The organism is Ancylobacter radicis (assembly GCF_018449475.1).
Taxonomy (GTDB): Bacteria; Pseudomonadota; Alphaproteobacteria; order Rhizobiales; family Xanthobacteraceae; genus Ancylobacter; species Ancylobacter radicis.
This window is the reverse complement of the sequence record NZ_JAHCQH010000014.1, coordinates 86,233-110,383: the sequence shown is the minus strand read 5'-3', so window position 1 is coordinate 110,383 and position 24,151 is coordinate 86,233. Positions and strand designations below refer to the sequence as shown.

Genomic DNA, 24,151 nt, shown 5'->3' with positions numbered 1-24,151 from the left:
ATGGCCACCGCACGCGTCAAGCTCACCCTCGATGTCGAGGTCAACGATACCTGGGGCCCCGAGCACACCCTCGAGCAGGTCACGACGCAGGCGGCGGAGAGCGCCGTCTGCTCGATCCGCAAGGGCATCGGCTTTCGCTTCACCCTCATTGGTGAGCCGCAGGTCACCTGCGTCATCGTCGACGGCAAGAGGCCCAAGTGATGGAAACGCCCCTGGTGAAGGCCATGGCGATCACCCTCGCCCAATCCTCGGTCGACCTGACCAACGATCGCGACACGGCGCTGCTGTTGCTGGGCGCCGGCTATGACGAGCGCGAGGTCGCCAACCATCGGCACGAAGCCGTGGCCCTCGCCGCCAATGCGCGCAATGTCGAAGCCCTGTGCGCCGGACGGCACGAGGCTCGTCATGGCTGAAGTTACGGAACGGACCTGCGTCATCTGCGGGGCAAATATTGGGCATAGAGCCAAGAGGTCTATAGTCTGTGGCGACCCGTGCGCGCGGAAACGCCAGCAAGAAAGCGTTTTACGATATAGGTCAAGAAACAAAGCAGCGCATCAGGAGCGGGACAGAATTTATAAGAGACGTACTAGTGGCGTCATCAAGGCAAATAAGAAGTGCCAAATATGCGGTAATAGCCTTGCTGACTGCCATGGTTTGGCAGTGACATGCAGTGAAACTTGCAAATCTGAATATAAATTACATAAAAAACATGAATACGCGGATCGCCGCCGGCAACTTGAGCGAAACCGCTATTCTATACGCAAGACTGATCCCGAGTATCTCGCGTATCGTCGCTCTATACAGAAAAGGCGGCGTGATCGCGACCCAGAGGCGCACAGGCAGCGCAAGCGCAATAATTATGCAGCAAATCGCGCCAGAATTCTGCTGCTCCAGAAGATCAAGCGCGATGCGAACCTAGAGACGCATCGTAAGCGGAGCCGCGACCGCACATCGGCCAGATCTGCCGCCATCAAGATTCTTCAGGAACTGGAAGCCCAAGGACTGGAGGCGCTGCTGTGACCAAGCCCCTTTTCGACGTGTTCCGCTCGACGATGCTGGAGACGGCCGAAGGCTCGCGCAAGGAAGCGCAAGACGCCTTCGTCGCCCACATGAAGACCGATCCCGCCTATTTCGACATGCTCGCCATCGACTATTTCGAGCGCATGGCGGCGACGTGGACCGTTCGCACCGAGACGCCGGCAACTGCCGCCTTCGTCCGCACCGGCCCGGCACAGGACAAGATCGAGCGCATGAGCGGCCCACGCACTGCGCCGGCAGCCGCTCTTGTCCGCCGCACCCGCGAGGAATCGGCCGCGCGCACCGCCGCCGCCTATGAGCGGATGAAGGCCGACCTTCGCGCTGTGGTGCTGCTCAACCTCGTCCTGCCGAACGGCAAGGCCCTGCGTGATGCCACGGGCGCCGAATGCGCGCAGGCCGGCGGGTTCTTCGAAGCGGTCGGCCGGGCGATCAAACCGCAACAGGTCGTCGACCGCCACCTCACCGAGGCCGACCTGCAAAATATCCGGGCGCGCTTCTACCAGAACAACGAGGCCGCGTGATGCTTGTAGGTAAGACGCCTCTCCACAGGCTCAGGGACCGGCTGGCGATGGACAGCTTCATCCCGGCCAACGATCCGGATGCGGTTGCCGTGTTCGGCGTCGCTGGGGCCCGCGATGCCGAGATTGCGACCACACGCATCGGCCCCAAAGGGTACAGAGCGGCGGTGCGGCTCATAAGGCCTGCACTCTCTGGGTGGGTTCTCTCGTCCGGAGAAACGGCGGCGGGTGGCTATGCTCACTTGACGCAGTCTCCGTTGTCTTCCAAAGCGCCCGACGAAAGCTCGGCAAGCGGCTACGCCTCCTCTCGCGGCGAAGCCATTGTCCTCGCCTGTTTGAACGCGCTTGTTGCGCTTGCGGAGGCGGGCGTCTGGTCATGCGCAGGCCAATCCGCCCCGCTGCAAAAACCGGCTGCTGAGAGTGGCAAGGGGACAGCGTTCATCAAGATTGCCGAAGGCCTAGAAGACGCCACCCGCATGGCACGCGAAGGCAACGCCGCCATCCCCTCGGCACCTTATGTCGATCTTGCCGCTCTTTCCCGCCAACTGGCCGAATCGGTTCGCTCCTATGCCGAGCGCCTCGGCAGCGCCCATCCCCGTGGAACGACGCCGGACGACAAGTCCAGCCAGAGAAGTGCGGCTGTGATGGCGGGGATGATCAAAGACCACCCCGAGATCACCACGGACGAAGCTGCAGTCCTCTATGGCGACCTTCTGCGCCATCTTCCTGCGCTTGATGTTTCTCGGGTGTTTGAGGACTACCCATGCCGGATCGAACGAATTGTCTGTGGCGTTAAAGCATTTGGGCTTCCTCTCAACGAGAACGATCTGGCCGACCTCTTGATAGTCGCCGCCTCCCTTCGGATCTGGAAGATGGAGGCGCCCCATGGCTGATGCCGTCACCCTTCGCCACTTCCGCGACATCGTTGCCGCCGGCGGCTACATCGGCGGCGCGGACGCTGTCGCTATCGAAGCCTTCGGCGATCACGTCATGCTGGCCCAGAACGCCACACTCGGCCGCGAGGGCGTCGATGCCGCCGTCGCGTTCAAGGAAGCCATGCTTCCGGGCTGGTACTGGCGCTGTGGCCGTACCACCCTTTTTGACGGTTGGGCCTTCATCAATCGGCTCGATGCCAATCACTGCGATCGGCTCGACGAAGCCGGCGGGCAAGCCCCGACGCCCGGCAAGGCGCTGGTGGTTGCCGTGCTGAACGCCCTCATCTCCCTGGCGGAGGCCCGCCATGGATAAGCCCTTCATCTTCGTCGCGGGGCTGGGTCGCTGCGGGACCACCATGGTCATGACCATGCTTGACCGTGGCGGCTTCCCGGTTGGTGATGTGCCGCCGGCCTATGAGGACCGCACACCCCTTCGGCCCGGCAAGGTGATGATGGCAGACCTTGAGCCCTTCCGGGGCGTTGCGATCAAATGGATCGACCCGACGCTTGCGAAGCTGCCGCCGTTGATGCGCGCCCGCACGATCTGGCTTGAGCGCGATCCGATCGAGCAAGCCCGCTCACAGTTCAAGCTGCTCGGGCTAAAGGCCACCCGTGCCCAGGTCCGTGCCTTGGCATCGGGCATACGCTCGGACACGGTCAAGGCACGCCAGATCGTGGACCGGCTTGGTCCCGTCCTGCCGATGACCTTCGAGCGGATCCTTGCCGCTCCCATCATCGAAGCGGCGCGCATCCGGGACTTCCTCGGCCACCTCGACATCGGCAAGGCCTCGGCCGCCGTCATCCGCCGGCACACAGCCTGCGCCCCCGACCTCATCATCGAAGCCCGTCTCATGCGGAAGGCGCTCAATGGCTGACGTCCTCACCAAGCTCATCGCCTGGGTCAAACGCCCCTCGCCCATGGAACAGGACATGGCTGCGTTCCGCGAGCGGGAAAAGATGGACCCGACCCGCTGCGAGAACTGCCTCTATTGGCAGCGGCACTCCAATTTCGGCGCGTGCCGCCGATACCCGCCACATGGCTCCACCTGGCCGCAGGTGTTCCCGTCGAGCTGGTGCGGAGAGCATCGTCGCTCGGGAGCCAACCATGGCTGACCGCACCGGCATCACCTACATCGCCAAGGGCGCCGACATCTCTCCGTGCGGGCGCTACCGCTACCGCCTGTGGCGCGAGTGGCGCCTGCACCCTCTTCCGGCTCAGTGGGATATGTGGGCCGAAGACGACGGCACGCCGGTCGTCGATGGCGCGGGCCAGCAGATCGGGGAGCCGAAGGCCTGCATCTTCATCATGCTCAACCCGTCGACGGCCGATGGGAATGATGATGACCCGACCATCCGTCGCTGCGTCGGCTTCGCCCGCGCATGGGGATATGACCGGCTGGAGGTAATCAACCTGTTCGCCCATCGGGCGACCGATCCTCAGGCCCTGCTCGCCCTCACGCACAATGATGATCCCGTCGGCCCCCGGAATCGGGAGGCATTCGATGCTGTGCTGTTCGGCGGGCATCCGGTTGGCACGATCATCTGCGCATGGGGCGCGCACGGCGCCCATCTCGGCCAGGACGAGACGGCGCTGGGTTGGCTCGGAGCGCGGGCGAGGCATGCCCTCGGCCTCACGAAGGACGGACACCCCCGCCACCCCCTCTATGTCGCAGGCGACGCCGCGCCGAGCCTCTTCCGCCCGCACATTGGAGTGTATGCGCATGGCTGACCGCACCGGCATCGAATGGACGCGAGGGCCGGACGGCTCTCCAGGTGCGACGTGGAATCCGGTCGTCGGGTGCAGCCTCGTCTCGCCCGGCTGCACCAATTGCTATGCGATGGGCATGGCGGCGCGGATCGAGCGGATGCAGCCCGGCTCGCATTATGCCGGCACGACGCAGGGCTCGAAAGCTGGCGCCGTGTGGAGCGGCAAGGTCGCGCTCGCGCCCGAGCACATCCTGACCCAGCCGCTGCGCTGGCGCCGCCCGCGCCGGATCTTCGTCAACTCCATGAGCGACCTGTTCCATGAGAGCATCCCCGACGAATGGATCGACATCGCCTTCGCCGTCATGGCGCTCTCGCCGCAGCACACCTACCAGGTGCTGACCAAGCGCAGCGGCCGGATGCGGGAGTATTTTGCCGAGACGTGGCAACCCGCGCCTGCGCGGTCGATCCACTTGGGTGGCGACAAGACCATCGACATCCCCGCCGAAAAGCGGCCAAGCGACCGCTGGGACCGGATCAATCTGGCCATCGACGACGTGACCATGAACCCCTTGTTCGATCACGAGCGGTTCTGGACTCCAGAGGGCTCTCTGATTGGGCGCCCAGCATGGCCGCGCCGGCCCCTCCCGAATGTCTGGCTCGGCGTGTCGACGGAGGATCAGCGCCGCGCCGATGAGCGGGTGCCGGATCTGCTCGCCACCCCCGCCGCCATCCGCTTCGTCTCTGCCGAGCCGCTGCTCGGTGCGATCAGGTTCGACCGGATCGCCCATGGAGACGAAAGCGAGATCGACGCTCTCCGGGGGCTTATCGTCCATACACCGCAGCACATGGCGGTTTGCCCCACTGATCTGGGTAGCAAACTCAACCTCGTCATAGCGGGCGGTGAGAGCGGCCCGAACGCCCGAGTTTGGGAAGGGTTCTACGCCGCCGCCCGATCAATACGGGACCAGTGCAGGACAGCTGGCACCGCCTTTTTCATGAAGCAGACCCAAGGCAGGCTGAAGTCCAGCATGCCGGCAATCCCTGACGATCTCATGATCAGGGAGATGCCCCATGCGCGGTAAGCACGGGCATCATGTGACGGCCTCGCGCCAACATCGTTGGAAGCCCGGAAGCCGGGTCGGCTCGACAGGGCATGTGAAGGTCCGCGTAGGCCGTAGCCATCCGCTCGCTGACCCAAATGGATGGGCCTACGAGCACCTTGTCGTCTGGTGCGCCGCCGGGCGGCCACGGCCGGGCCGTGGTGAAGTTTTGCACCACCTCAATGAGGATAAGACCGACAACCGTATCGAGAACCTGCACCTCATGACGAAGTCGGAGCACAACGCGCTCCACCTGCGGAATCGGCCTCGCTGCCCGGAAACCGGCCGGCTGCTCGACGGTGTCGAGCACAATGCCCTGCCCGAGGTGCGGTCATGACCGCCCTCGGGGGAGTGCTGACCATCGTCGTCATTTGGGCGATGTGGGCCCCGCGCGAGGTCGGCGACTACCTCGCCAAGGTGGTCGACAGCTATCAGACCAACCGCGCCGCCCTGCGCGCCAAGCGGGAGCCGAAGCCATGAGCGCAGCGACCTCGGCGGCCGCGATGGACGACTTCCGCAACCGGCTCAGGATCATGCTCGGCATCGACATGCATGAGCTTGAAGCAGCCGGCGTCATTCTGCATGGCGACCGCAATGCATGGGTCATCTTTAGCCAAGATCCATTTCGCTTTTTCATTCGCGCCAATGACGCCACCGCCGAGAAGATCTGGTCGGTGATAGAGCGCCGCGCAGCAAGGCTGCCTCCCCATGGCTGACCGCCCCATCCTGTTCAGTGCACCGATGGTGCGCGCCCTCCTAGCCGGCACGAAGACGCAGACGCGGCGGCTCAATGGCGTCCCCGCAATAGAGCAGACCTCCACTGGCTGGTGGCACGTTAAGGGGCGGGCCGGCGGAACGCTCTGCCGTGACGAGGCCGATGTCGGTGAACTCGCAAAGGACTATCTGCCGATCCAGCCCGGCGACCGTCTCTGGGTCCGGGAGAGCTATTTCCAGCGCGGCCGTTGGGAGCCGGTTCACGGCGCGGTCACCCGCAAGGGCGGTCGACAGAAGTGGCGCTTCGTTCCCGACGATGACGTGATCCAGTTCGAAGCCCCGCCGATCTACCGGAAAGGGCGCCACCCGGACGATTTGGCCACGCCCGCATGGCACAAGCGCCTCGGTCGATTCATGCCCCGTGCCGCCTCCCGCCTGACGCTGATCGTCACCGACGTGCGGGTGCAGCGCGTGCGGGACATCACCCTCGGCGACATCTGCGCCGAGGGGCTGGCATCAAGCATCTACGACTTCAAGCCTGTTCAGCGCGGCTTCGACGCGTGGCTTGAGCTCTGGGACAGCATCAACGGCGCCGGCTCCTGGGACGCCAACCCGTGGGTCGCCGCCTACACATTCGTCGTCCATCAGCAGAACATCGACGCGATGGAGAAGGCAGCATGAACGCGCCCTCCTCTTATCGTCAGTTCCTCGAATCCAAGATGAAGGTGGCGCCGGCCAACGGGATCTCGGTGCCGCTCGATCAGATCAACCCCGATCTGAAGCCCTTCACCCGGGCCATCGTCCAGTGGGCCGCCGCCGGAGGTTGCCGCGCGATCTTCGCCAGCTTCGGCCTGCACAAGACATCGACGCAGATCGAGCTCTGCCGCTTGCTTAAGGCTCGGGTCGGCGGGCGGGCCCTGATCGTGCTGCCGCTCGGCGTGCGGCAGGAGTTCTTCCGCGACGCCCGTGAGCGATTCCACGGGGAGTTTGCCGTCTCGCTTCGCTTCATCCGCTCGGCGGATCAACCCTTGCCGACCATCACGACCGGCGGCGCGGCGGCAAGCGAGCACCCCGGCTGCGCGCGGCCGATGCTGGTGGAGCCCTTCATCCTGTCGCAGGCCTCGGGCGGCGCCCCGCGCTCGGTCGATGAGCCGATGCCGACCCAGACAACCGGCGGCGCCGGCGGCGCCCATGCGCTGGTCATGTCCTATTACGGCGCCTCGGTGGTCGCGGGCTCGCAGGATGAACCTCTGCCGACCGTCACCACGAAGGACCGTTTCGGGCTGGTCGTGCCGGTCACCCAATCGGGCGGCGGCGCCACGGCGCGCGATGTCGCGCAGCCGATTCCGACGCTCACTACGGCCAAGGGCGGCGAGCGCGAGGGGCAGGCCCCGCGCGTGCACGACCTCGCCGAGCCGGCGCCGACCATCTGCGCCAGCGGCCGGGTGAACCTCGTCTCGGGCGAGGTGGACGGGCGCCGCTACGACATCCTGTTCCGCATGCTGGAGCCACACGAACTCGCCGCCGCCATGGGCTTCAACACCGATGAGTACACCTATGAATTCGCCGGCACGAAGACCGAGCAGATCAAGCAGATCGGCAATGCCGTGAGCGTGGCGAAGATGAAGGCCTGCGTCGGCGCGATCATGGCCGACGAGGCCCCGCGCCGGCGGGCAAAGCCGGCCGAGTTTCGGGAGGCGGCGGAATGACGACGGGCCCCTGCCGCGTCCAGATCAAACGGTCCGCCACCGGTGAGACCATCATCCCGAAACGTGCCATCAGGGTGGACAAGGCGAGCCCATGGTGGCCGCCTTTCGACATCTCGCACCCCTATATCGGCTTGCTTCGATCCCTTTACCTCGATGATCGGAAGCACAAGTCGTGGATGCTGGCGCACATGTACCGCCGGTGGATCACTGGCGAGTTGGTCAACGATGTCAGCTGGTACTTCATGGTGCCGGTCGAGGTCCGCCGCCAACTCTATGTCCCTCCCGGCATCGTGGAGATCAAGACGAAGCTGGCCGGGCGAGATCTGGCCGACTGGCCACCTATCGGCTGGCCGTGCATCGGCGACGTGCTGCTGTCTCTCGCCAACCAAGCCCCCGACGGAACGCCCTACCCCACGCCCTCCGACGATTTCATCCCGGTACGTCGCCCTCGCTCGGATCGCCGCGGCGGCGCGGCCCTCAGCCTCTATGCGGGACGGTGATCATGGGCTTTCGCATTGATACGGGAATCCGCCCGGCCCTGAAGAAGGACAAGTCCAGCAAGCAGAGCCGGCCTGCCAACCTCCGGGCTCGACTCGAGGATCCGGCGCACCTTGCCCTGATCCGGCAACTGCCGTGCATCATCGGCGGGCTCAACCCGTCTGGCGAGGCCGCCCACATCCGTTATGCCAACGCACAGTTCCACAAACCGATCACCGGCATCGGGATCAAGCCTGACGACAAATGGACGGTGCCGCTGAGCCCCTGGTTCCATACCCAGAGCCGAGGCGCGCAGCACCAGCATGGCGAGGAGGGCTGGTGGATCGATCACAATATCGACCCGCTGGTGGTCGCCTCCCGCCTTTATGCCGCGTCAGTTGGCCTGAGAGAGGCCCAGACGGCCGAACACGAGGCCGTGGCTGTCCTGACAGGCATAGTCCACTTCTGCCGCAGGGAGGCCGGCCTGTGATCCGAGCGCCGTCTGTTCGATATAGCGTCGATCCCCGCGACGTGCCCGCCGAGAAAGCCGCGCGTCGCCTGCACCTCACCATGGCCGATTTCGAGCGGAAGCTGACGGAACTCCACGCGCGGGGCTTCCCGCGGCCGGATCCGACTACAGGCATGTATGACCTGAAGGCAATCGACGCCTGGATGGACAGCCGGTCCGGCTTGACGGGGCCGCAGCCGGCGCGCGACTCTCGCGATGTTGCGCTCAGCCGCATCGCCAATCTGTGAGCGCGCCGTGGGGTCCGATAAGATCCGCTATCTGGTGTTTGTGCAGGGCAGATGGCGCTGGCGTCCCACCGCGACCATGAAGCGCTACGGCTTCCGGCTGGTGACATTCGGGCGAGAGCTCACGGACGCTGACCGGCTGCGGGCGCTGACCCTGAACGCAGACTGGGATCGAGCGCGACGCGGAGCCGAGCCGATCGGGTCAACGGCACGATACCCGGCCGGCAGCATAGGTGACGGTTTCTCTCGTGCGTTGGCCCTTCGCGCGCAAGAGCGGAAGGCGAAGAACATTGCCTGGACGGCCGAGCGTGCAAGCCGTGACGATTGGAATCGCGCATGGAGATGGGTCGGACCTGTCTTTGGCGACATTGATCCGAGGACCGTTCAGCCTGAGGAAATGCAAGCCTTCCGGGCACGGATCGCCGAGAAGGTATCGGAGAGCGAGGCTTTCCGAACGATCAAGGTGTGGCGAGCGCTTTGGAAGAAGATGGCGGTGATGGGCTATTGCGAGCTCAACCGAGATCCCTCGCTGGCGACGGCAAACACGGCCCCGGCGCCGCGTTCGGCTGTCTGGACGGATCATGAGGTGAAGCTGCTGGTGCAGCGCGCTTGGCGCCGAGGCTACAGAGGCCTTGCGGTCTGCATCGCTGTCGCGTGGGACAGCCAGCTCTCTCCGGTCGATGTGCGCACGCTCACGCCAGCGCAGCGCCGCCGCGATGTTGGAGGCGGATATTTCGCGCTGGAGAGAGCCAAGACCGGTCAATCTGCAGCTGGCACCCTTACGCGCTGGTCCGAAGCTCTGCTCGACGCCTATCTCGCAAGCCTCGGATTCGAGGTGCTCGACAACGCCGCCATCTTCCGCACCCGCCATATCGAGCCCACCGAAAAGGGCGGCCGTCGATACCGGCCAGTGCCCTACAGCAAAGACAAGCTGGGCAAGGACTTCCGCGCGATCAGGGACGAGGTGTTCGGCGCCGAGGAATCGCGGCAGCTGGCCGACATGCGGCGATCCGGCACTGTCGAGGCCTTCGCCGGAGGGGCAAGCGCCGGCAGCGTCTCGTCCAAAATGGCAAACACCCTCGCCGCTTCGACCCGGCTGCAAAAGACGTACAACCCTGTCCACGTCGCAACTGTGCGGCAGGTGGATGAGGCGCGAGAGGTCGGACGAGCGCGCATCCGTGAACAAACCGGCACGGAAAGTGTCACGGCGCCGGTCGGATCAGTGTCACGTCTTTCGGGGAAATCGTCGCAAGTCTTTGAAAAGACTGGCGGGAGTGACGGGGCTCGAACCCGCGACCTCCGGCGTGACAGGCCGGCGCTCTAACCAACTGAGCTACACCCCCAACGACCGGCCGGGTGTTGGCCTCGCGTCGAGTGGGGCGGGTGTTAAGGCAGGCCCCGCCGGGTGTCAAGCAGGGCCGCATTCATCCACAGGGCAATATGCGCAGAACCTCCGCCCTTCTGTCGGCGTCGGATGTGCCTACCCCGGCAATTGGGGGCGACGCTTGCTGAAGGCGCTATCGGCCAGCGCCATTCCGGCGATCAGCAACGGCACGGAGAGAAAGGTCCCCGCCGGTCCCCACAGCCAGGTCCAGAGCGCCATGGAAAGGAACACGGCGAAGGGGTTGAGCGCGACCCGACGCCCGATGATGAACGGCGTCAAGAACTGCCCTTCCACACTGGTGATGGTGAGAAAGGCCGCCGCCGGCAGCAGGCCATGCACGATCGTGGGGAAGGTGACGATCCCGGCCATGGCCAGGATGAGCGTCATTACCGCGGGCCCGACATAGGGAATGTAATTGAGCATGCAGGCCAGAGCCCCCCAGAGGGGCGGATTGGGCAGGCCGATGGCCCATGTCGTGAGACCCGTGGCGATGCCGAGGCCGATATTGATGAAGGTCGCCGTAACCAGATAGGCGCCGAGCCGCTGCTCGATCTCGCGAAACACGCGCAGGGCGGCAAGGCGCGTGGTCCGCAGGCCCATGGCCTGCACCACACGTCGTTTGATCTGAATCCGGCCCGCCAGAAAGAACAGCAAGGATCCGACGAAAAGGATGAACTGGCCGATGACCGGCGTCACCAGGCCGAGCGCGCTCTCCAGCATGCGCGAATCGGCAATGGCAACCTTCATCGGCGGCGCGGCGACCCTGCCCATGGATTCGATCGATTCGACGAAAGAGGCGATGCTGCGCAGCATCGGCTGCAAGCTGGCGAATCTTTGCTGGAGAATGCCGCCGATCTCGGGCGCCCGCGCGGTCCACTCGGCCAAGGGCGCGGCGAGCATGACGGCAAGGCCATAAATGCCCGCAACCAGCATGGCCACGATGAGAATCGAGGCGAGTGGCGTGGGGATGCCGCGTCGCGCTATCGCTTCGATCGCCGGCCCGATGACGCTGCCGATGATGACGGCCGCCACGATGGGCACCAGAACCGGCCGCGCGACCGCCATGGTGACACCGAGAGCAACGACGGCGGTGGTGATGATGGCGACCTGCGTCGCGCGGCGCCACAGACGCTCGCTCCGCTCAAGGACGGCCGGCGTGCCGACGACCGCGACCGGCACCACGCCGGCCTCTTCATTGCCCCGCAACATCCGCATAATTCCTTGGCCCCGCCTGACGGCACAGTGCCGCCAGCGTGAAACGTGCGGCGGCACCGCCGGTTCCGTGCAGCAAGCCGCGTGGCTCAAAGCGGCGTGGCTCAACGCCGCGTGGCCAGATGCTCGTACGGTGTGTCGATACCCAAGCGTGTGGCGTGGACAATTTTGGCGTTTCAGGCATTCTGCACCGCACAAAGGGTCGGGGGGCCCGCCTGTGGATGTGCGGCATGTGCGCGTATTCTCCCCGCGAGGAGATTTCTTGATGCTTAGTCCTGCTTCTATCGTTCCCGTGATCCTGGCGGGCGGTTCGGGGACGCGACTTTGGCCGGTATCGCGAGATAGCCTGCCGAAGCAGTTCCAGTCGCTGCACGGCACAAACACGCTGTACCAGGATACGTTGAAGCGGGTTTCCGACCGCTCGCTGTTCAGCGCGCCGATCGTGCTGACCCATGAGGACTTCCGCTTCTTCGCCCGCCGTCAGGCGCAGGATATCGGCATCGACACCACCGTCGTGCTGGAGCCCACGCGCCGCGATTCGGGCCCGGCGCTGCTCGCCGCCGCCATGGTCGCCCAGCGCCTCGCCGGCGAGGGCTGTCTGGTCCTGGCGCTCGCCGCCGACCATGTGGTGCTGGACGAGGCGCTGTTCGTCGACGCCTGCCGTGCGGCCGGACGCGCCGCGAGCGATGGGCACATCGTCACCTTCGGCATCACCCCGACCGAGCCGAGCACGGCCTATGGCTATATCCGCCCCGGCAGCGCCGCCGGCACGTCCGAGGCCCGCAAGGTCGACGCCTTCGTCGAGAAGCCGGACACGGTGACCGCCGCGCGTTATCTCGCGGAAGGCTACCTCTGGAACTCCGGCAATTTCCTGTTCCCGGCCAGCCTGCTGATCGAGGAGGCCGAGCGTTTCGAGCCGGCCATCGTCGCGGCGGTGCGCGAGGCGGTTGAGCTCTCGGTCGAGGATCTCGGCTTCATCCGGCTCGACGCCAAGGCGTTCGCCGACTCGCCGGCCAAATCCATCGACTATGCGGTGATGGAAAAGACGACCCGCGCCGCCGTCGTGGAGGGCAAGTTCCGCTGGTCCGACATCGGCAGCTGGGATGCGCTGCGCGCGCTGGAGCCGGGCGATGCGGCCGGCAACGTGACGCACGGACCGGTGACGCTGCTCGATTCGACCAACAACTACATCCACACCGACGGCCCTCTGGTGGCGACGGTGGGTGTCGACAACCTCGCCGTGGTGGCCACGGAAGACGCGGTGCTGGTGATGCCCGCGTCGCGCTCGCAGGACGTCAAGGCGCTTGTCGCCAAGCTCAAGAGCGACCGCCACAACGCAGCCAGCGAACATCTGAAGGCGCACCGTCCCTGGGGCACCTACCAGACCATCTGCCGCGGCGAACGCTTCCATGTGAAGAAGATCGTGGTCGAGCCGGGCGGGCGGCTGTCGCTGCAGAAGCACTATCACCGCGCCGAACACTGGATCGTGGTGAAGGGCACCGCCGAGGTCACGCTGGACGGCCGGGTGTTCGAGGTGCGCGAGAACGAATCGACCTATCTGCCGCTCGGCGGCGTGCATCGCCTCGCCAACCCCGGCAAGATCCCGCTCGAACTGATCGAGGTCCAGACTGGTTCCTATCTCGGCGAGGACGATATCGTCCGCCTCGAAGACGTCTATAACCGCAGCTGAGGCGGCCCGGCCGGCGGCACGTCCGCTGGCCCCCTCCATTGCATCGACGGGCAAGGGCGCTTATTCAGCCCTGCCGTGGCGTCGAGCCGCCGGCACAGACCGGCGGCATTGCCGGCCGCGCGATGAAGGGAGTATCGCTGTGGGCATGGCCCAGACGGAGACAACCCCCGCCATTCCGACGTCCCTGCGGGACGAAACGCTGCGCGATAGCGTCCGGCGTACCCTTGTGATCGAGGCGACGGGCCTTGCCGCCCTGGTCGATGCCATTGATGGCGCGCTCGGCGATGGCATGGAACGAGCCATCCGCACCATCGAGGCCGCGCGCGGCCGCGTCATCGTCACCGGCATGGGCAAGAGCGGGCATATCGGCCGCAAGCTCGCCGCGACGCTCGCCTCCACCGGCACGCCCTCCCTGTTCATGCACGCCGCCGAGGCGAGCCATGGCGATCTCGGCATGGTCACCCCGGACGACGTGCTGCTCGCCCTCTCCTGGTCCGGCGAGACGGCCGAGCTGAGCGACATCGTGCATTATGCGCGCCGCTTCGCAGTGCCGCTGATCGCCATCACCTGCAACGCCGAGAGCACGCTCGGGCGCGCCGCCGATGTCGTGCTGGCGCTTCCCAAGGTCGAGGAAGCCTGCCCGAACGGGCTCGCGCCCACCACCTCCACCCTGCTCCAGCTCGCCGCGGGCGACGCGCTGGCCGTCACGCTGCTGGAACGGCGCGGCTTCTCGGCGTCCGATTTCCGTGTCTTCCACCCCGGCGGCAAGCTCGGCGCGCGCCTGCTGAAGGTCGCCGACCTCATGCATGGCGAAGACAGCGTGCCGCTCGTCACGCTGGGCACGCCGATGAGCGCCGCGCTGATCGAAATCACCGGCAAGCGCTTCGGCTGCTGCGGCGTTGTCGACGTCAATGGCCGCCTCGTCGGCATCGTGACCGACGGCGACCTGCGCCGCCACATGAGCGGCGACCTGCTGAGCCATCCGGTCGAGACGGTGATGACGGCATCCCCGCTCACCGTCGCGCCGGATGAACTGGCCAGCGCCGCGCTGGGCCGCATGAGCCGCACGCAGATCACCGTGCTCTTCGCGGTGCGCGAGGGCGTGCCCGTCGGCATCCTGCACATTCACGATCTCCTGCGCGCCGGCGTCATCTGACCCCGCCCGCCCTTCCGCGAGGACTTCCCATGAGCGGCGTTTCCGCCAATGCCATCGTCACCCTCGGCGAGGTGCGCTTCGGCAATGATCTGCCGATCGCGCTGATCGCCGGCCCGTGCCAGATGGAGAGCCGCGAGCACGCGCTCGAATGCGCCGCCGCCATCAAGGAGATAGCCACGCGCCGCGGCATCGGCGTGGTGTTCAAGACCTCCTTCGACAAGGCCAACCGCACCTCGATCAAGGGCGCGCGCGGCATCGGGATGAAGGCGGCGCTGCCGATTTTCGCGGAGATTCGCGAACGCTACGGTATGCCGGTGCTGACCGACGTGCATGATGACGACCAGTGCGCGCCGCTGGCTGAGGTGGTCGACGTGCTGCAGATCCCCGCCTTCCTGTGCCGCCAGACCGACCTGCTGATCGCCGCCGCCGCGACCGGCAAGGTGGTCAATGTGAAGAAGGGCCAGTTCCTCGCCCCTTGGGACATGAAGAACGTCGTCGCCAAGCTCACCGAGAGCGGCAACCCGAACGTGCTGGTGACCGAGCGCGGCGCCTCCTTCGGCTACAACACGCTGGTCACCGACATGCGCTCGCTGCCGATCATGGCCGAGCAGACCGGCGCCCCGGTGATCTTCGACGCCACCCATTCGGTGCAGCAGCCGGGCGGACAGGGCACCTCCTCCGGCGGCCAGCGCGAATTCGTGCCGGTGCTGGCGCGGGCGGCGGTGGCGGTCGGCGTCGCCGGCCTGTTCATCGAGACTCACCCGGACCCGGACAAGGCGCCCTCCGACGGGCCGAACATGGTGCCGCTGAACCAGTTCGAGGCACTCATCGCCCGCCTTCAGGCGTTTGACGCCGTGGCGAAGGCACCGGGCGCCTGATGGCGCCTGCGGACCGGTTGCTCCCCCGCTCCCCTGCCCTGCCGCGATGGATCGAAACGCTGGCGCGCCTTAGCGCGCTCGCGTGCCTTATCGCGCTGCCGCTGCTCTCGCTGCTGCCGGCCGACGTGGTCGAACGCACGAGCGCCGGCAAGAATCTCGAACACGCCATCGCCTATGCCGGCACGGGCCTCCTGCTGACGCTCGGCATCGCCTCGCCGCGTCACAGGCTGATCGCTACGCTGCTGCTGATCGCGCTCGCGGGTGCATTGGAAACCGCGCAGGGCTTTACCCCCACGCGCAACGCGGAACTGGCGCAATTCGCCGCTGGAGCCGTTGGCGCCGCATTGGGGCTCATCGCCGGCTCGCTCGCCCGGCGCCTGCTGGCCGTGCGCTGAAGCCCCGGCCAGAGACGAAAACGCCGCGGCAGCCCGAAAGCTCCGCGGCGTTTGTCATGCGACAGGCGAAAGGCCCGATGCGTCAGAGGCTCTGATTGTAGGCGCCGACTTCCGGGTGGGTGCGCAGCACGCCGTCCACCAGCTTGAACATGTCGTACATACGGGCCTCGGAGACCGGGCTCTCGACGACGACGACCAGTTCCGGCTTGTTCGAGGAGGCGCGCACCAGACCCCAGGAACCGTCCTCCGCCGTCACGCGCACGCCGTTCACGGTGACGATGTCACGGATCGCCTGGCCGTCGATCTTCCCGCCGCTGGCGGCCAGATCCTCGAAGTGCTTCACCACGGCGGCGACGACGCCGTACTTCTTCTCATCGGCGCAATGCGGCGACATGGTCGGCGACGACCAGGTCTTGGGCAGCGCGTCCTTGAGTTCGGACAGCTTCTTGCCGGGGTTGCGGTCGAGCATGTCGAGAATGGCGATGGCCGAGACCAGGCCGTCATCATAGCCGCGCCCGATCGGCTTGTTGAAGAAGTAGTGGCCCGACTTCTCGAAGCCGACCAGCGCGCCACTCTCATTGACGCGGCGCTTCATATAGGAATGGCCGGTCTTCCAGTAGTCGGTCTTGGCGCCATTGGCGATCAGCACCGGATCGGTGACGAACAGGCCGGTGGACTTCACATCCACCACGAACTGCGCTTCCGGGTAAATGGCCGAGAGGTCGCGGGCGAGCATCACGCCGACCTTGTCGGCAAAGATCTCCTCGCCATGGTCGTCGACCACGCCGCAGCGGTCGCCATCGCCGTCGAAGCCGAGGCCGACATCGGCACCGGAGGCGAGCACCGCATCGCGCATGGCGTGCAGCATCTCCATGTCTTCCGGGTTCGGGTTGTATTTCGGGAAGCTGTGGTCCAGCTCGGTATCGAGCGGCACCACCTCGACGCCCAGCGCCTCCAGGATGCGCGGCGCGAAGGCGCCCGCCGTGCCATTGCCGCAGGCGACCACGGCCTTGATCTTGTTCTTCAGCTTGGGACGATCCGTGAGGTCCTTGATATAGACCTCCGGGAAATTCTCGACATAGACGTAGCTGCCGCCCTCGCGCGGCGTGCCGGCGCCGCTGAGCACGATTTCCTTGAGCCGGCTCATCTCGTCCGGACCGAAGGTCATGGGACGGTTGACGCCCATCTTCACGCCGGTCCAGCCATTGTCATTATGCGAGGCGGTCACCATCGCGACGCAGGGAATGTCGAGCGCGAACTGCGCGAAATAGGCCATCGGCGACAAGGCCAGGCCGATGTCGTGCACCTTGATGCCGGCGGCCATCAGGCCGAGGGTCAGCGCCTGCTTGATCGAGGAGGAGTAGCCACGGAAATCATGCCCGGTGACGATCTCCGGGCGAATGCCCAGCTCATGAATCAGCGTCCCGAGGCCGAGGCCGAGCGCCTGCACGCCCATGAGATTGATTTCGCTGCCAAACAGCCAGCGCGCGTCATATTCGCGAAAGCCCGTCGGCTTGACGAGCGGGACGGTCTCATAGGCGTAGGTGTTCGGCTGGATCGAAGCCTGGGGCAGCGGGAACATCGGCACTCCTGTCTCAGAGGTGGAAAAGGTGCGGTTCGAACACATGCTCGCTAGCATGATTCATGCCCACCCACGTCGGGCCATAGCGGAATCAGAAAGCCCGGCGCAGGGCGCCTGCCCCTCTCCACAGGCGCCAGATACGTATTATAGGCGGCATTGCCGGCACTTCGATGAAGGGGTCATGCGTTTGCGACATGCGCTTCAGGTCGCCCGGCACGAGCACGAGCGGCAGGAAGGCCGGCAACAGCACCGGATTGGCACCGGAGAGGCTCGCCAGCGCCCGCTCATAATGTTCGAGCGCAAGGTTGCGCATATCCGCCAGCGCCGCCCGCAGGCCAGGACTGACCCGACCGGAGACGGCATCGTCCCGGCTCAGCCCATGCGCGGCGAGGATGTCGAGCGGCACATAGCACTGGCCACGCCGCGCATGGATCGGAAATGACCGCAGCAGGCCCGTCACCGCATAGGCGACGCCGGCATGGCCCGCCGCATCGGCGAGGCGCCGATCCGCCGCGCCGGTGAGGATGATGCCGGCGAGCTGGATCAGCGCGGAGGAGGTTTCCCCGGCATAGCCTTCCAGATCATTCACCGACGGCATCGGGTCGTCATAGAGATCGAAGATGCGGGCATCGAGCAGCGCGAAGAAGGTTTCGCGCGGAAGACGGTGACGCTCGACCGCCTCAAGCAGCGCGTCCGCGACGGGGTTCGCGCGGACATCGCCCCGCGCCTCGCCAATCAGGGCGTCGCTCCACCATTGCAGGCGTACCTCGCCCGCCATCGGGTTGCTGATCGCCTCGCGCACACGGGCGATCTCGATGTTGAAGGCGTGCAGGGCAAACAGTGCGCCGCGCAGATCGGCCGGCGCGTACAGGTCGGCGATATAGCGATCCCGGTCGAAACCGCGCACCAGCGCCATGCAGTAATCCGTATTGGCCTCGCCCATCGTCCCGCCGCCACCGCTCAGGGCAGCGCGAGGAGCGCCGCCGCTACCGGCCGCCCCTCGGCCAGCAGCACATTATAGGTGGAGGCCGCCCCGCGTGTCGGCATGGCATCGACGCCAATGCCGGCGTCCCGCAGCTGCCAGCGCAGCGCCTCCGGCACCGCCCAGGGATCGAGACCCGTTCCGATCAGCAGAAGTTCGATCACGCCGGCCTGCTCGAAAACCAGCCGCAGGGACGCGGCGTCGATGTCGGCCGGCGCGCCCGGCGCCCAGGCATGGATGCCGGACGGCAGCGCCAGGATCGAGCCGGCGGAGGCCATGCCGGCGAAGTGGAAGGCACCCCGCCCATAGCCGTCGATCGGCACCTGTCGCGGCAGATGGGCGTCGGGACTCGCCATGATCGACCTCCATCTGCCACGCCCTGACCATCAAGGCGTGGGGAAGACGCCTCAGGGAGCGAGGCGTTCCGCCTTCGAATTCGCCGCGTTCTGCGCGTCCTTCTCGGCCTTCTCCGCCAGCGCGCGGGTCGAGACGCCCAGATAGATCAGCAGCGGCGAGGCGATGAAGATCGAGGTGTAGGTGCCGACCAGCACCACGCCGAACATCATGGTGATGGAGAAGCTGTGGATCGCCCGCCCGCCGAACAGCACCAGAGCCAGCAGCGCCAGCGTCACCGTGACGTGGGTGATGACCGAGCGCGACAGGGTCGAGTTGATCGACTGGTTGAGCAGTTCGTCCGTCGGCATCTTCTTGTAGCGCCGCAGCATTTCACGGATGCGGTCATAGATGACGATGGTGTCGTTCAACGAGTAGCCGAGAATGGTCAGCAGCGCGGCGACGCTGGTCAGATCGAAATCGATCTGGAAGATCGCCATGAAGCCGATGGTCAGCACGATGTCGTGGAAATTAGCGATCGAGGCGCCCAGCGCGAACTGCCACTCGAAGCGGAACCACAGATAGATCAGGATGCAGAACACCGCGAGCATGAGCCCGACGATGCCGTAGCTCAGCAGTTCCTGCGAGACGCGGGGCCCGACCACCTCGACGCGGCGATACTCGACGCCCTCGCCGAGCGCGGCGCGCACCTTGCCGACCACGGCCTGCTGCGCCTGTTCGCCGCCCGGCTGCTGGGCGACGCGGATCAGCACCTCGCCCTCGCTGCCGATCTCCTGGATCTGCACCTCGCCGAGATCGAGCGATTCAAGACGCGAGCGCACATCGGCAATGTTCAGCGTGGCGTTCGGGTAGCGCACTTCGAGCAGCGTGCCGCCCTTGAAGTCGATGCCGAAATTCAGCCCGACCGTCATGAACGCCACCAGCGCGACGATCGACAGGATCGCCGAGATCGGGAAGCTGATGCGCCGGAAGCGCATGAAGTCGAAATTGGTATCGTCAGGGACGATGCGGAGCAGACGCATGGCTTTCGACTTTCTCAGATCGGCACGCGCTGGGGACGGCGCCAGCGCACCCACATCGCCACCATCAGGCGGGTCAGCGTGAAAGCCGTGAACACGGTGGTCATGATGCCGATGCCGAAGGTGATGGCGAAGCCACGCACCGGGCCCGAGCCGATGTAGAACAGCACCGCCGCCGCGATGAAGGTGGTGATGTTCGAATCGAGGATGGTCGCCAAGGCGCGGGTGAAGCCGGCGTCGATGGCCGAGATGGCCGAACGACCGGCGCGCGCCTCCTCACGGATGCGCTCGTAGATCAGCACGTTCGAATCGACGGCGATGCCGACGGTGAGCACCACGCCGGCGATGCCCGGCAGAGTCAGGGTAGCCCCTAGCATGGCCAGCACGCCGAAGATCATTCCGACATTGATCGCCACGGCAATCACCGCGATGACGCCGAACAGCCCGTAAGTGGCGACCATGAACAGGGCCACGGCGCCCGCGCCAACCAGCGAGGCGATGATGCCCGCGCGGATCGAATCGGCGCCAAGACCCGGACCGACGGTCCGCTCCTCCACCACCTGAAGCGGCACGGGCAGAGCGCCCGCGCGCAGCAGGATGGAGAGGTCGTTGGCCTGCTGGACGCTGAAATTGCCGCTGATCTGGCCCGAGCCGCCAAGGATCGGCTCGCGGATGACCGGCGCCGAAATCACCTTGTTGTCGAGGATGATGGCGAAGGGCCGGCCGACATTGGCCTGCGTCGCCTCGGCGAAGCGCCGCGCGCCATTGGTATTGAAGCGGAAGGTGACGACCGGCTCGCGGGTGGTGGGATCGAAGCTCGGCTGCGCGTCGACGAGGTCTTCGCCGGCCACCAGCACGCGCTGCTCGATCAGATAGGGCACCGGCGGCTGGTCTTCCGAATAGAGCACATCCGTGCCCGCCGGCGGGCGGCCCTGCAACGCCTGCTGCGCGCTCATCGTGGTGTCGACGAGGCGGAAGGTGAGCTGGGCGGTCTGGCCAAGCAGCGCCTTCAGACGCGAGGGGTCCTGCAGGCCCGGCACCTGGACCTGGATCCGGTCCGAGCCCTGCCGCTGGATCGAAGGCTCGGTGGTGCCGAGCTGATCGATACGCTTGCGGATGATCTCGATGGACTGCGACACCGCCTGGATGGTGCGGGACTGGATGCCCGCGGCCGTCGGGGTGAGGGTGATGACATCGCCGGAGCGCGACACGTCGGTGTCGAGCTGGCCGGTGCTGGCCAGCGCGCCACCGAGCGGCATGGCGAGCGTGCGCAGCTGGGTGAGCGCGGCATCCGCGTCCTGCCCCTCGCGCACCCGCACCTGCACGCTGTCGCCCTGGATGGCGAGGCCGCTATAGCCGACCTTGGCGTCACGCAGCACGCGGCGCGCATCGTCGCGCAAATGTTCGAGCCGCGCCTTGCGCAGATCGCCGGCTTCCACCTGAAGGACGATGTAGGAACCGCCCTGCAGGTCGAGGCCAAGCACGATCTTGCGCTGGAGGACGCTCGGCAGGCTGTCATAGGTCGCCGGCGGCAGCACGCTCGGCAGGATCATCAGACAGATGATCCCCGAGAATACTGCGATCGCCAGTGCCTTCCACTTCGAGAAATAGAGCATGTCAGTCTTTCCGGCCGCCCCTTAAGGCGCCCGCAAGAGGTAAGCGTCAGGCCGCGCCGTCTTCCTTGGCCGGCTCGCCCTTGGCACGCACGTCGGAGATCATGCCGCGCAGCTGGCGGATCTTCACGCCTTCGGCGAGCTGCAGCTCGATCTCGGTGTCGTCCACCACGCGGGCAACCTTGCCGATCAGGCCACCGGAGGTGACCACCGTGTCGCCGCGACGGATGTTCTTCACCAGTTCCTGATGCGCCTTCACCTTCTTCTGCTGCGGGCGCAGGATCAGGAAATACATGATCACGAAGATGAGCACGAAGGGCAGCAGCGACATCAGCATATCGCTGGCGCCACCAGGCAGGGCGCCCTGAGCATAGGCGGGAGTGATGAACATGTCGGTTCCTTGTCCGTCGATCAGAGGCGGGCGAAAGGCCCGGCGGAAGCGGCGCGGACTATACTGACGCGCCTGCCGATTGCAAACGGCGCTCACGCACCGATGGGTCACGGATCGGACAGCGTCCACCGGGATCGGCATGCTCGAACGGCGCTTGTCGTTCTGCCGGGCGCTGGCTATTCCCGGACGGACAAGGAGTCCGCCATGACGCATTCACGCGAAGATCTCTCCCAGGCCATGCAGGGCCCCGATCTCGGTGCCCTTCTCGCGCGCATCGCCGATGCGCTGGAGCGTCTGGCGCCGCCGCAGGCGGCCCGCGCCGATTTCATCGCCGCCGACGCCTTTGTCTGGCACGCCGACGGGCAATATCTGGAGCCCGTGCCGCGCGTGAGCCGGGTCGAGATGGACCTGCTCAAGGGAATCGACCGCACGCGCGACCAGCTCCTCGACAACACGCTGCGCTTCGCGCGCGGCCTGCCGGCCAATAACGCGCTGCTGTGGGGCGCGCGGGGCATGGGCAAGAGCTCGCTGGTGAAGGCCGCCCATGCCAGCGTCAACACGGCGATGGCGGCGGAGGGCAAGCCGCCGCTGAAGCTGGTCGAGATCCATCGCGAGGATATCGAAACGCTGCCGGCGCTGATGGGACTGATGCGGCCGGCGCCGTTCCGATTCGTCGTGTTCTGCGACGACCTCTCCTTCGACGCCGACGACACCTCCTACAAATCGCTCAAGGCGGTGCTGGAGGGCGGCATCGAGGGGCGCCCGGACAATGTGATCTTCTACGCCACCTCGAACCGGCGGCACCTGCTGGCGCGGGAGATGGTGGAGAACGAGCGATCAACCGCCATCAATCCCGGCGAGGCGGTCGAGGAGAAGGTCTCGCTGTCGGACCGCTTCGGCCTGTGGCTCGGTTTCCACAAATGCAGCCAGGACGATTATCTCGCCATGGTCGTGGCCTATGCGGCCCATTTCGCCATCCCGCTCGACACTGACACGATGCGGCGCGAGGCGCTGGAATGGTCGACCACGCGCGGCGCCCGCTCGGGGCGGACCGCCTGGCAATATGTTCAAGATGTCGCGGGGCGGCTGGGCGTGTCCTTGTCCGAACCGCCGGCCGCCCCGCGCTGACCGGCGCCGAGGTCCAAACGTCACGCCGGGTGGGGATCGGCGGAGCGCAGGGCTCCGCCGGATCGGTGTCCCGGCTCAGAGGCCCGCGAGATACTGGGAGGGATCGACGGGCTGCGAGCCCTTGCGAATCTCGAAATGGACCTGGGGCGAGGTGACGTTGCCGGTCTGGCCGGCCTTGGCGATCACCTGACCGCGCCGGACCGCCTCGCCCTTCTTCACGTCGATCTCGCTATTATGCGCGTAGGCGGTCACATAGCCGTCGGCGTGCTTGATGAGCACGAGATTGCCGTAGCCCTTGAGTTCGCTGCCGGCATAGGCGACCACGCCATCCTCGGCGGCCTTGACCGCCGTGCCTTCCGGCACCGAGACGTTGATACCCTCATTCTGCTGGCCGCCCGGCTTGGGGCCGAAGCTCGAAATCACCCGGCCGCGCACCGGCCAGCGGAACTGCGGGCCGGACGCGGTGCGAATCTCGTCCGGCGTCTCCGAGGGCTTCACCGCGGCGATGGTCTGCGGCTTCTCGGTCGTGGCCGCCGGAGCGGGCGCCGTGGCAACCGTGGCGGGCTTGGCAGCGGCCGGCGCGGGGGCGGCAGCTACGGGCGCCGCGACCGGCGGAGCGGCGGCGACAACCGGGGCGGTGACGGGCTTGGGAGCACTGGCAACGGGATTGCCGGCGGCGCCCGCGCCCGGAATCACCAGCGTGCGGCCGATCTGCACCTGCGCGTTCATGTCGAGGCCATTGGCCGTGGCCAGCGTGCCGCGCGGCAGGCCGTAATTACGGGCGATCGAGCTGAGCGTCTCGCCCGGCCGCACCACATGGCTACCGCCGCCGGCAGCCGCCATCTGCGGCGCGCGGGGCGCTGCCGGGGTCGCGGCACGGGAGGGCTGAGGCGCGAGCGGCTGGGGCTGCGAGCCATACAGCGGCTGCGTCGCCGGCACGGGAGCGGCGGCGGGATAGGAGGTCGACGGAGCGGCGCTGACGGGATAATTCGGGCTGGCGCTGGCAAGCTGCTGCGGCGCGCCATAGGGGCTGGCGGCGGGCGTGCCGTAAGGAGCGGGATAAGCGGGGTATCCCGGCGCGCTCAGCGGGGCAGCGGCGACCTGCCCGCCGGCCGCCTGACCACCCATCGGCGCGCGCTGCACCGCACCGGTAGGCGCCGCCGCGACCGAGCCCGTGTAGCTCGGAGCCGCACTGGCACCGGAGAAGGGGCTGGCATTGGGGTCGTTGAAGCGACCGGCGTCCGAGCTGCATGCCGCCGCCGTCCCGCCCAAAAGAGCGACAACGGAAAGACGCATCAGTGACCTGCTACCGGACGCCGACAGGAGATTACGCATCGCACCACACCCGAACGCTAGAATACGGTTCGGATTAAAGACCGATATAGGTAAACGTGGGCTTAAGTCGGCGCGGCTCCG

General features: G+C 66.4%; 31 protein-coding genes and 1 tRNA gene. 23 read left to right on the top strand and 9 right to left on the bottom strand.

All coding sequences use genetic code 11. The features are described 5' to 3' along the window. The 18 genes from KIP89_RS03640 to KIP89_RS03555 are packed head-to-tail and all read left to right on the top strand — an operon-like array spanning position 1 to position 8,954. A complete protein-coding gene (locus KIP89_RS03640) occupies positions 1-201 on the top strand; it encodes a hypothetical protein (protein WP_213754053.1) in 201 nt (66 codons plus the stop codon). Next, positions 201-413 carry a hypothetical protein gene (locus KIP89_RS03635; protein ID WP_213754052.1) on the top strand — a complete coding sequence of 71 codons (213 nt, stop codon included), beginning with the start codon at positions 201-203 and terminating at the stop codon, positions 411-413. The genes KIP89_RS03640 and KIP89_RS03635 overlap by 1 nt, the downstream gene beginning before the upstream one ends. Continuing rightward, positions 406-1,020, top strand: a complete 615-nt coding sequence (locus KIP89_RS03630) for a hypothetical protein (RefSeq protein WP_213754051.1) — start codon at positions 406-408, stop codon at positions 1,018-1,020. Before KIP89_RS03635 ends, KIP89_RS03630 begins: the two co-directional genes overlap by 8 nt. Continuing rightward, on the top strand, positions 1,017-1,559 hold the full coding sequence (locus tag KIP89_RS03625; protein WP_213754050.1) for a hypothetical protein: 543 nt from the start codon (positions 1,017-1,019) through the stop codon (positions 1,557-1,559). Before KIP89_RS03630 ends, KIP89_RS03625 begins: the two co-directional genes overlap by 4 nt. Before the next feature lie 47 nt (positions 1,560-1,606). After that, positions 1,607-2,449, top strand: coding sequence for a hypothetical protein (locus tag KIP89_RS03620; protein WP_213754049.1), 843 nt, complete (start codon positions 1,607-1,609; stop codon positions 2,447-2,449). Beyond that, positions 2,442-2,804, top strand: a complete 363-nt coding sequence (locus tag KIP89_RS03615; RefSeq protein WP_213754048.1) for a hypothetical protein — start codon at positions 2,442-2,444, stop codon at positions 2,802-2,804. The genes KIP89_RS03620 and KIP89_RS03615 overlap by 8 nt, the downstream gene beginning before the upstream one ends. Beyond that, positions 2,797-3,366 (top strand): sulfotransferase family protein, encoded by a 570-nt coding sequence (locus tag KIP89_RS03610; RefSeq protein ID WP_213754047.1) that lies wholly within the window; start codon positions 2,797-2,799, stop codon positions 3,364-3,366. The genes KIP89_RS03615 and KIP89_RS03610 overlap by 8 nt, the downstream gene beginning before the upstream one ends. Further along, entirely contained in the window at positions 3,359-3,604 is a 246-nt protein-coding gene (locus KIP89_RS03605; RefSeq protein WP_213754046.1) for a hypothetical protein, read from the top strand. Before KIP89_RS03610 ends, KIP89_RS03605 begins: the two co-directional genes overlap by 8 nt. Beyond that, positions 3,597-4,220, top strand: coding sequence for a DUF1643 domain-containing protein (locus KIP89_RS03600; RefSeq protein WP_213754045.1), 624 nt, complete (start codon positions 3,597-3,599; stop codon positions 4,218-4,220). The genes KIP89_RS03605 and KIP89_RS03600 overlap by 8 nt, the downstream gene beginning before the upstream one ends. Continuing rightward, positions 4,213-5,280: a DUF5131 family protein gene (locus tag KIP89_RS03595; protein ID WP_213754044.1), complete on the top strand. Its 1,068-nt coding sequence runs from the start codon at positions 4,213-4,215 to the stop codon at positions 5,278-5,280. The genes KIP89_RS03600 and KIP89_RS03595 overlap by 8 nt, the downstream gene beginning before the upstream one ends. Then, positions 5,270-5,635, top strand: coding sequence for an HNH endonuclease (locus KIP89_RS03590; RefSeq protein ID WP_213754043.1), 366 nt, complete (start codon positions 5,270-5,272; stop codon positions 5,633-5,635). The genes KIP89_RS03595 and KIP89_RS03590 overlap by 11 nt, the downstream gene beginning before the upstream one ends. Beyond that, positions 5,632-5,778 (top strand): hypothetical protein, encoded by a 147-nt coding sequence (locus KIP89_RS03585; RefSeq protein WP_213754042.1) that lies wholly within the window; start codon positions 5,632-5,634, stop codon positions 5,776-5,778. The genes KIP89_RS03590 and KIP89_RS03585 overlap by 4 nt, the downstream gene beginning before the upstream one ends. Further along, positions 5,775-6,014, top strand: a complete 240-nt coding sequence (locus KIP89_RS03580) for a hypothetical protein (RefSeq protein ID WP_213754041.1) — start codon at positions 5,775-5,777, stop codon at positions 6,012-6,014. The genes KIP89_RS03585 and KIP89_RS03580 overlap by 4 nt, the downstream gene beginning before the upstream one ends. Next, positions 6,007-6,693: a hypothetical protein gene (locus KIP89_RS03575; protein ID WP_213754040.1), complete on the top strand. Its 687-nt coding sequence runs from the start codon at positions 6,007-6,009 to the stop codon at positions 6,691-6,693. The genes KIP89_RS03580 and KIP89_RS03575 overlap by 8 nt, the downstream gene beginning before the upstream one ends. Further along, positions 6,690-7,721, top strand: a complete 1,032-nt coding sequence (locus tag KIP89_RS03570; protein ID WP_213754039.1) for a DNA cytosine methyltransferase — start codon at positions 6,690-6,692, stop codon at positions 7,719-7,721. The genes KIP89_RS03575 and KIP89_RS03570 overlap by 4 nt, the downstream gene beginning before the upstream one ends. Beyond that, positions 7,718-8,221, top strand: coding sequence for a hypothetical protein (locus KIP89_RS03565; RefSeq protein WP_213754038.1), 504 nt, complete (start codon positions 7,718-7,720; stop codon positions 8,219-8,221). Before KIP89_RS03570 ends, KIP89_RS03565 begins: the two co-directional genes overlap by 4 nt. 2 nt (positions 8,222-8,223) lie before the next feature. Continuing rightward, positions 8,224-8,688 (top strand): hypothetical protein, encoded by a 465-nt coding sequence (locus KIP89_RS03560; RefSeq protein ID WP_213754037.1) that lies wholly within the window; start codon positions 8,224-8,226, stop codon positions 8,686-8,688. After that, a complete protein-coding gene (locus KIP89_RS03555; protein WP_213754036.1) occupies positions 8,685-8,954 on the top strand; it encodes a hypothetical protein in 270 nt (89 codons plus the stop codon). The genes KIP89_RS03560 and KIP89_RS03555 overlap by 4 nt, the downstream gene beginning before the upstream one ends. A gap of 1,263 nt (positions 8,955-10,217) precedes the next feature. Here KIP89_RS03555 and KIP89_RS03550 read toward each other — a convergent pair. Both KIP89_RS03550 and KIP89_RS03545 read right to left on the bottom strand, forming a co-directional pair. After that, positions 10,218-10,294: transfer RNA gene (locus KIP89_RS03550), tRNA-Asp, on the bottom strand. A gap of 137 nt (positions 10,295-10,431) precedes the next feature. Next, complete coding sequence (locus KIP89_RS03545; protein ID WP_213754035.1) at positions 10,432-11,544, bottom strand: AI-2E family transporter; 1,113 nt, start codon at positions 11,542-11,544, stop codon at positions 10,432-10,434. A gap of 268 nt (positions 11,545-11,812) precedes the next feature. Between KIP89_RS03545 and KIP89_RS03540 the strand changes: the two genes are divergently transcribed. The 4 genes from KIP89_RS03540 to KIP89_RS03525 all read left to right on the top strand — a co-directional run bounded on the left by KIP89_RS03540 (position 11,813) and on the right by KIP89_RS03525 (position 15,666). Continuing rightward, complete coding sequence (locus KIP89_RS03540) at positions 11,813-13,237, top strand: mannose-1-phosphate guanylyltransferase/mannose-6-phosphate isomerase (protein WP_213754034.1); 1,425 nt, start codon at positions 11,813-11,815, stop codon at positions 13,235-13,237. Positions 13,238-13,382: 145 nt separating this feature from the next. Beyond that, complete coding sequence (locus KIP89_RS03535) at positions 13,383-14,393, top strand: KpsF/GutQ family sugar-phosphate isomerase (protein WP_213754033.1); 1,011 nt, start codon at positions 13,383-13,385, stop codon at positions 14,391-14,393. Between the two features lie 29 nt (positions 14,394-14,422). After that, positions 14,423-15,271 (top strand): 3-deoxy-8-phosphooctulonate synthase, encoded by an 849-nt coding sequence (gene kdsA / locus KIP89_RS03530; RefSeq protein WP_213754032.1) that lies wholly within the window; start codon positions 14,423-14,425, stop codon positions 15,269-15,271. Beyond that, on the top strand, positions 15,271-15,666 hold the full coding sequence (locus KIP89_RS03525) for a hypothetical protein (protein WP_213754031.1): 396 nt from the start codon (positions 15,271-15,273) through the stop codon (positions 15,664-15,666). The genes kdsA and KIP89_RS03525 overlap by 1 nt, the downstream gene beginning before the upstream one ends. Positions 15,667-15,748: 82 nt before the next feature. Here the strand turns inward: KIP89_RS03525 and KIP89_RS03520 are convergent, their stop codons facing one another. The 6 genes from KIP89_RS03520 to yajC form a co-directional block, all read right to left on the bottom strand. Continuing rightward, positions 15,749-17,248, bottom strand: a complete 1,500-nt coding sequence (locus tag KIP89_RS03520; RefSeq protein WP_213754030.1) for a phosphomannomutase/phosphoglucomutase — start codon at positions 17,246-17,248, stop codon at positions 15,749-15,751. A 91-nt stretch (positions 17,249-17,339) separates the two neighbouring features. Then, positions 17,340-18,191, bottom strand: a complete 852-nt coding sequence (locus KIP89_RS03515) for a phytoene/squalene synthase family protein (protein WP_213754029.1) — start codon at positions 18,189-18,191, stop codon at positions 17,340-17,342. A 17-nt stretch (positions 18,192-18,208) separates the two neighbouring features. Then, entirely contained in the window at positions 18,209-18,586 is a 378-nt protein-coding gene (locus tag KIP89_RS03510; protein WP_213754028.1) for an Mth938-like domain-containing protein, read from the bottom strand. A gap of 51 nt (positions 18,587-18,637) precedes the next feature. After that, positions 18,638-19,606: a protein translocase subunit SecF gene (secF, locus tag KIP89_RS03505; RefSeq protein WP_213754027.1), complete on the bottom strand. Its 969-nt coding sequence runs from the start codon at positions 19,604-19,606 to the stop codon at positions 18,638-18,640. A 14-nt stretch (positions 19,607-19,620) separates the two neighbouring features. After that, positions 19,621-21,219, bottom strand: coding sequence for a protein translocase subunit SecD (gene secD, locus KIP89_RS03500; RefSeq protein ID WP_213754026.1), 1,599 nt, complete (start codon positions 21,217-21,219; stop codon positions 19,621-19,623). Between the two features lie 46 nt (positions 21,220-21,265). Continuing rightward, positions 21,266-21,607, bottom strand: coding sequence for a preprotein translocase subunit YajC (gene yajC / locus KIP89_RS03495; RefSeq protein WP_213754025.1), 342 nt, complete (start codon positions 21,605-21,607; stop codon positions 21,266-21,268). A gap of 204 nt (positions 21,608-21,811) precedes the next feature. Here yajC and KIP89_RS03490 point away from each other — a divergent pair, with 204 nt between their 5' ends. After that, the gene (locus KIP89_RS03490; RefSeq protein ID WP_250152178.1) at positions 21,812-22,735 is read left to right on the top strand and encodes an ATP-binding protein; all 924 of its coding nucleotides are present in this window, start codon (positions 21,812-21,814) and stop codon (positions 22,733-22,735) included. A 75-nt stretch (positions 22,736-22,810) separates the two neighbouring features. Here the strand turns inward: KIP89_RS03490 and KIP89_RS03485 are convergent, their stop codons facing one another. Further along, positions 22,811-24,031: a peptidoglycan DD-metalloendopeptidase family protein gene (locus KIP89_RS03485; protein ID WP_250152177.1), complete on the bottom strand. Its 1,221-nt coding sequence runs from the start codon at positions 24,029-24,031 to the stop codon at positions 22,811-22,813. Between the last annotated feature and the right edge of the window lie 120 nt (positions 24,032-24,151).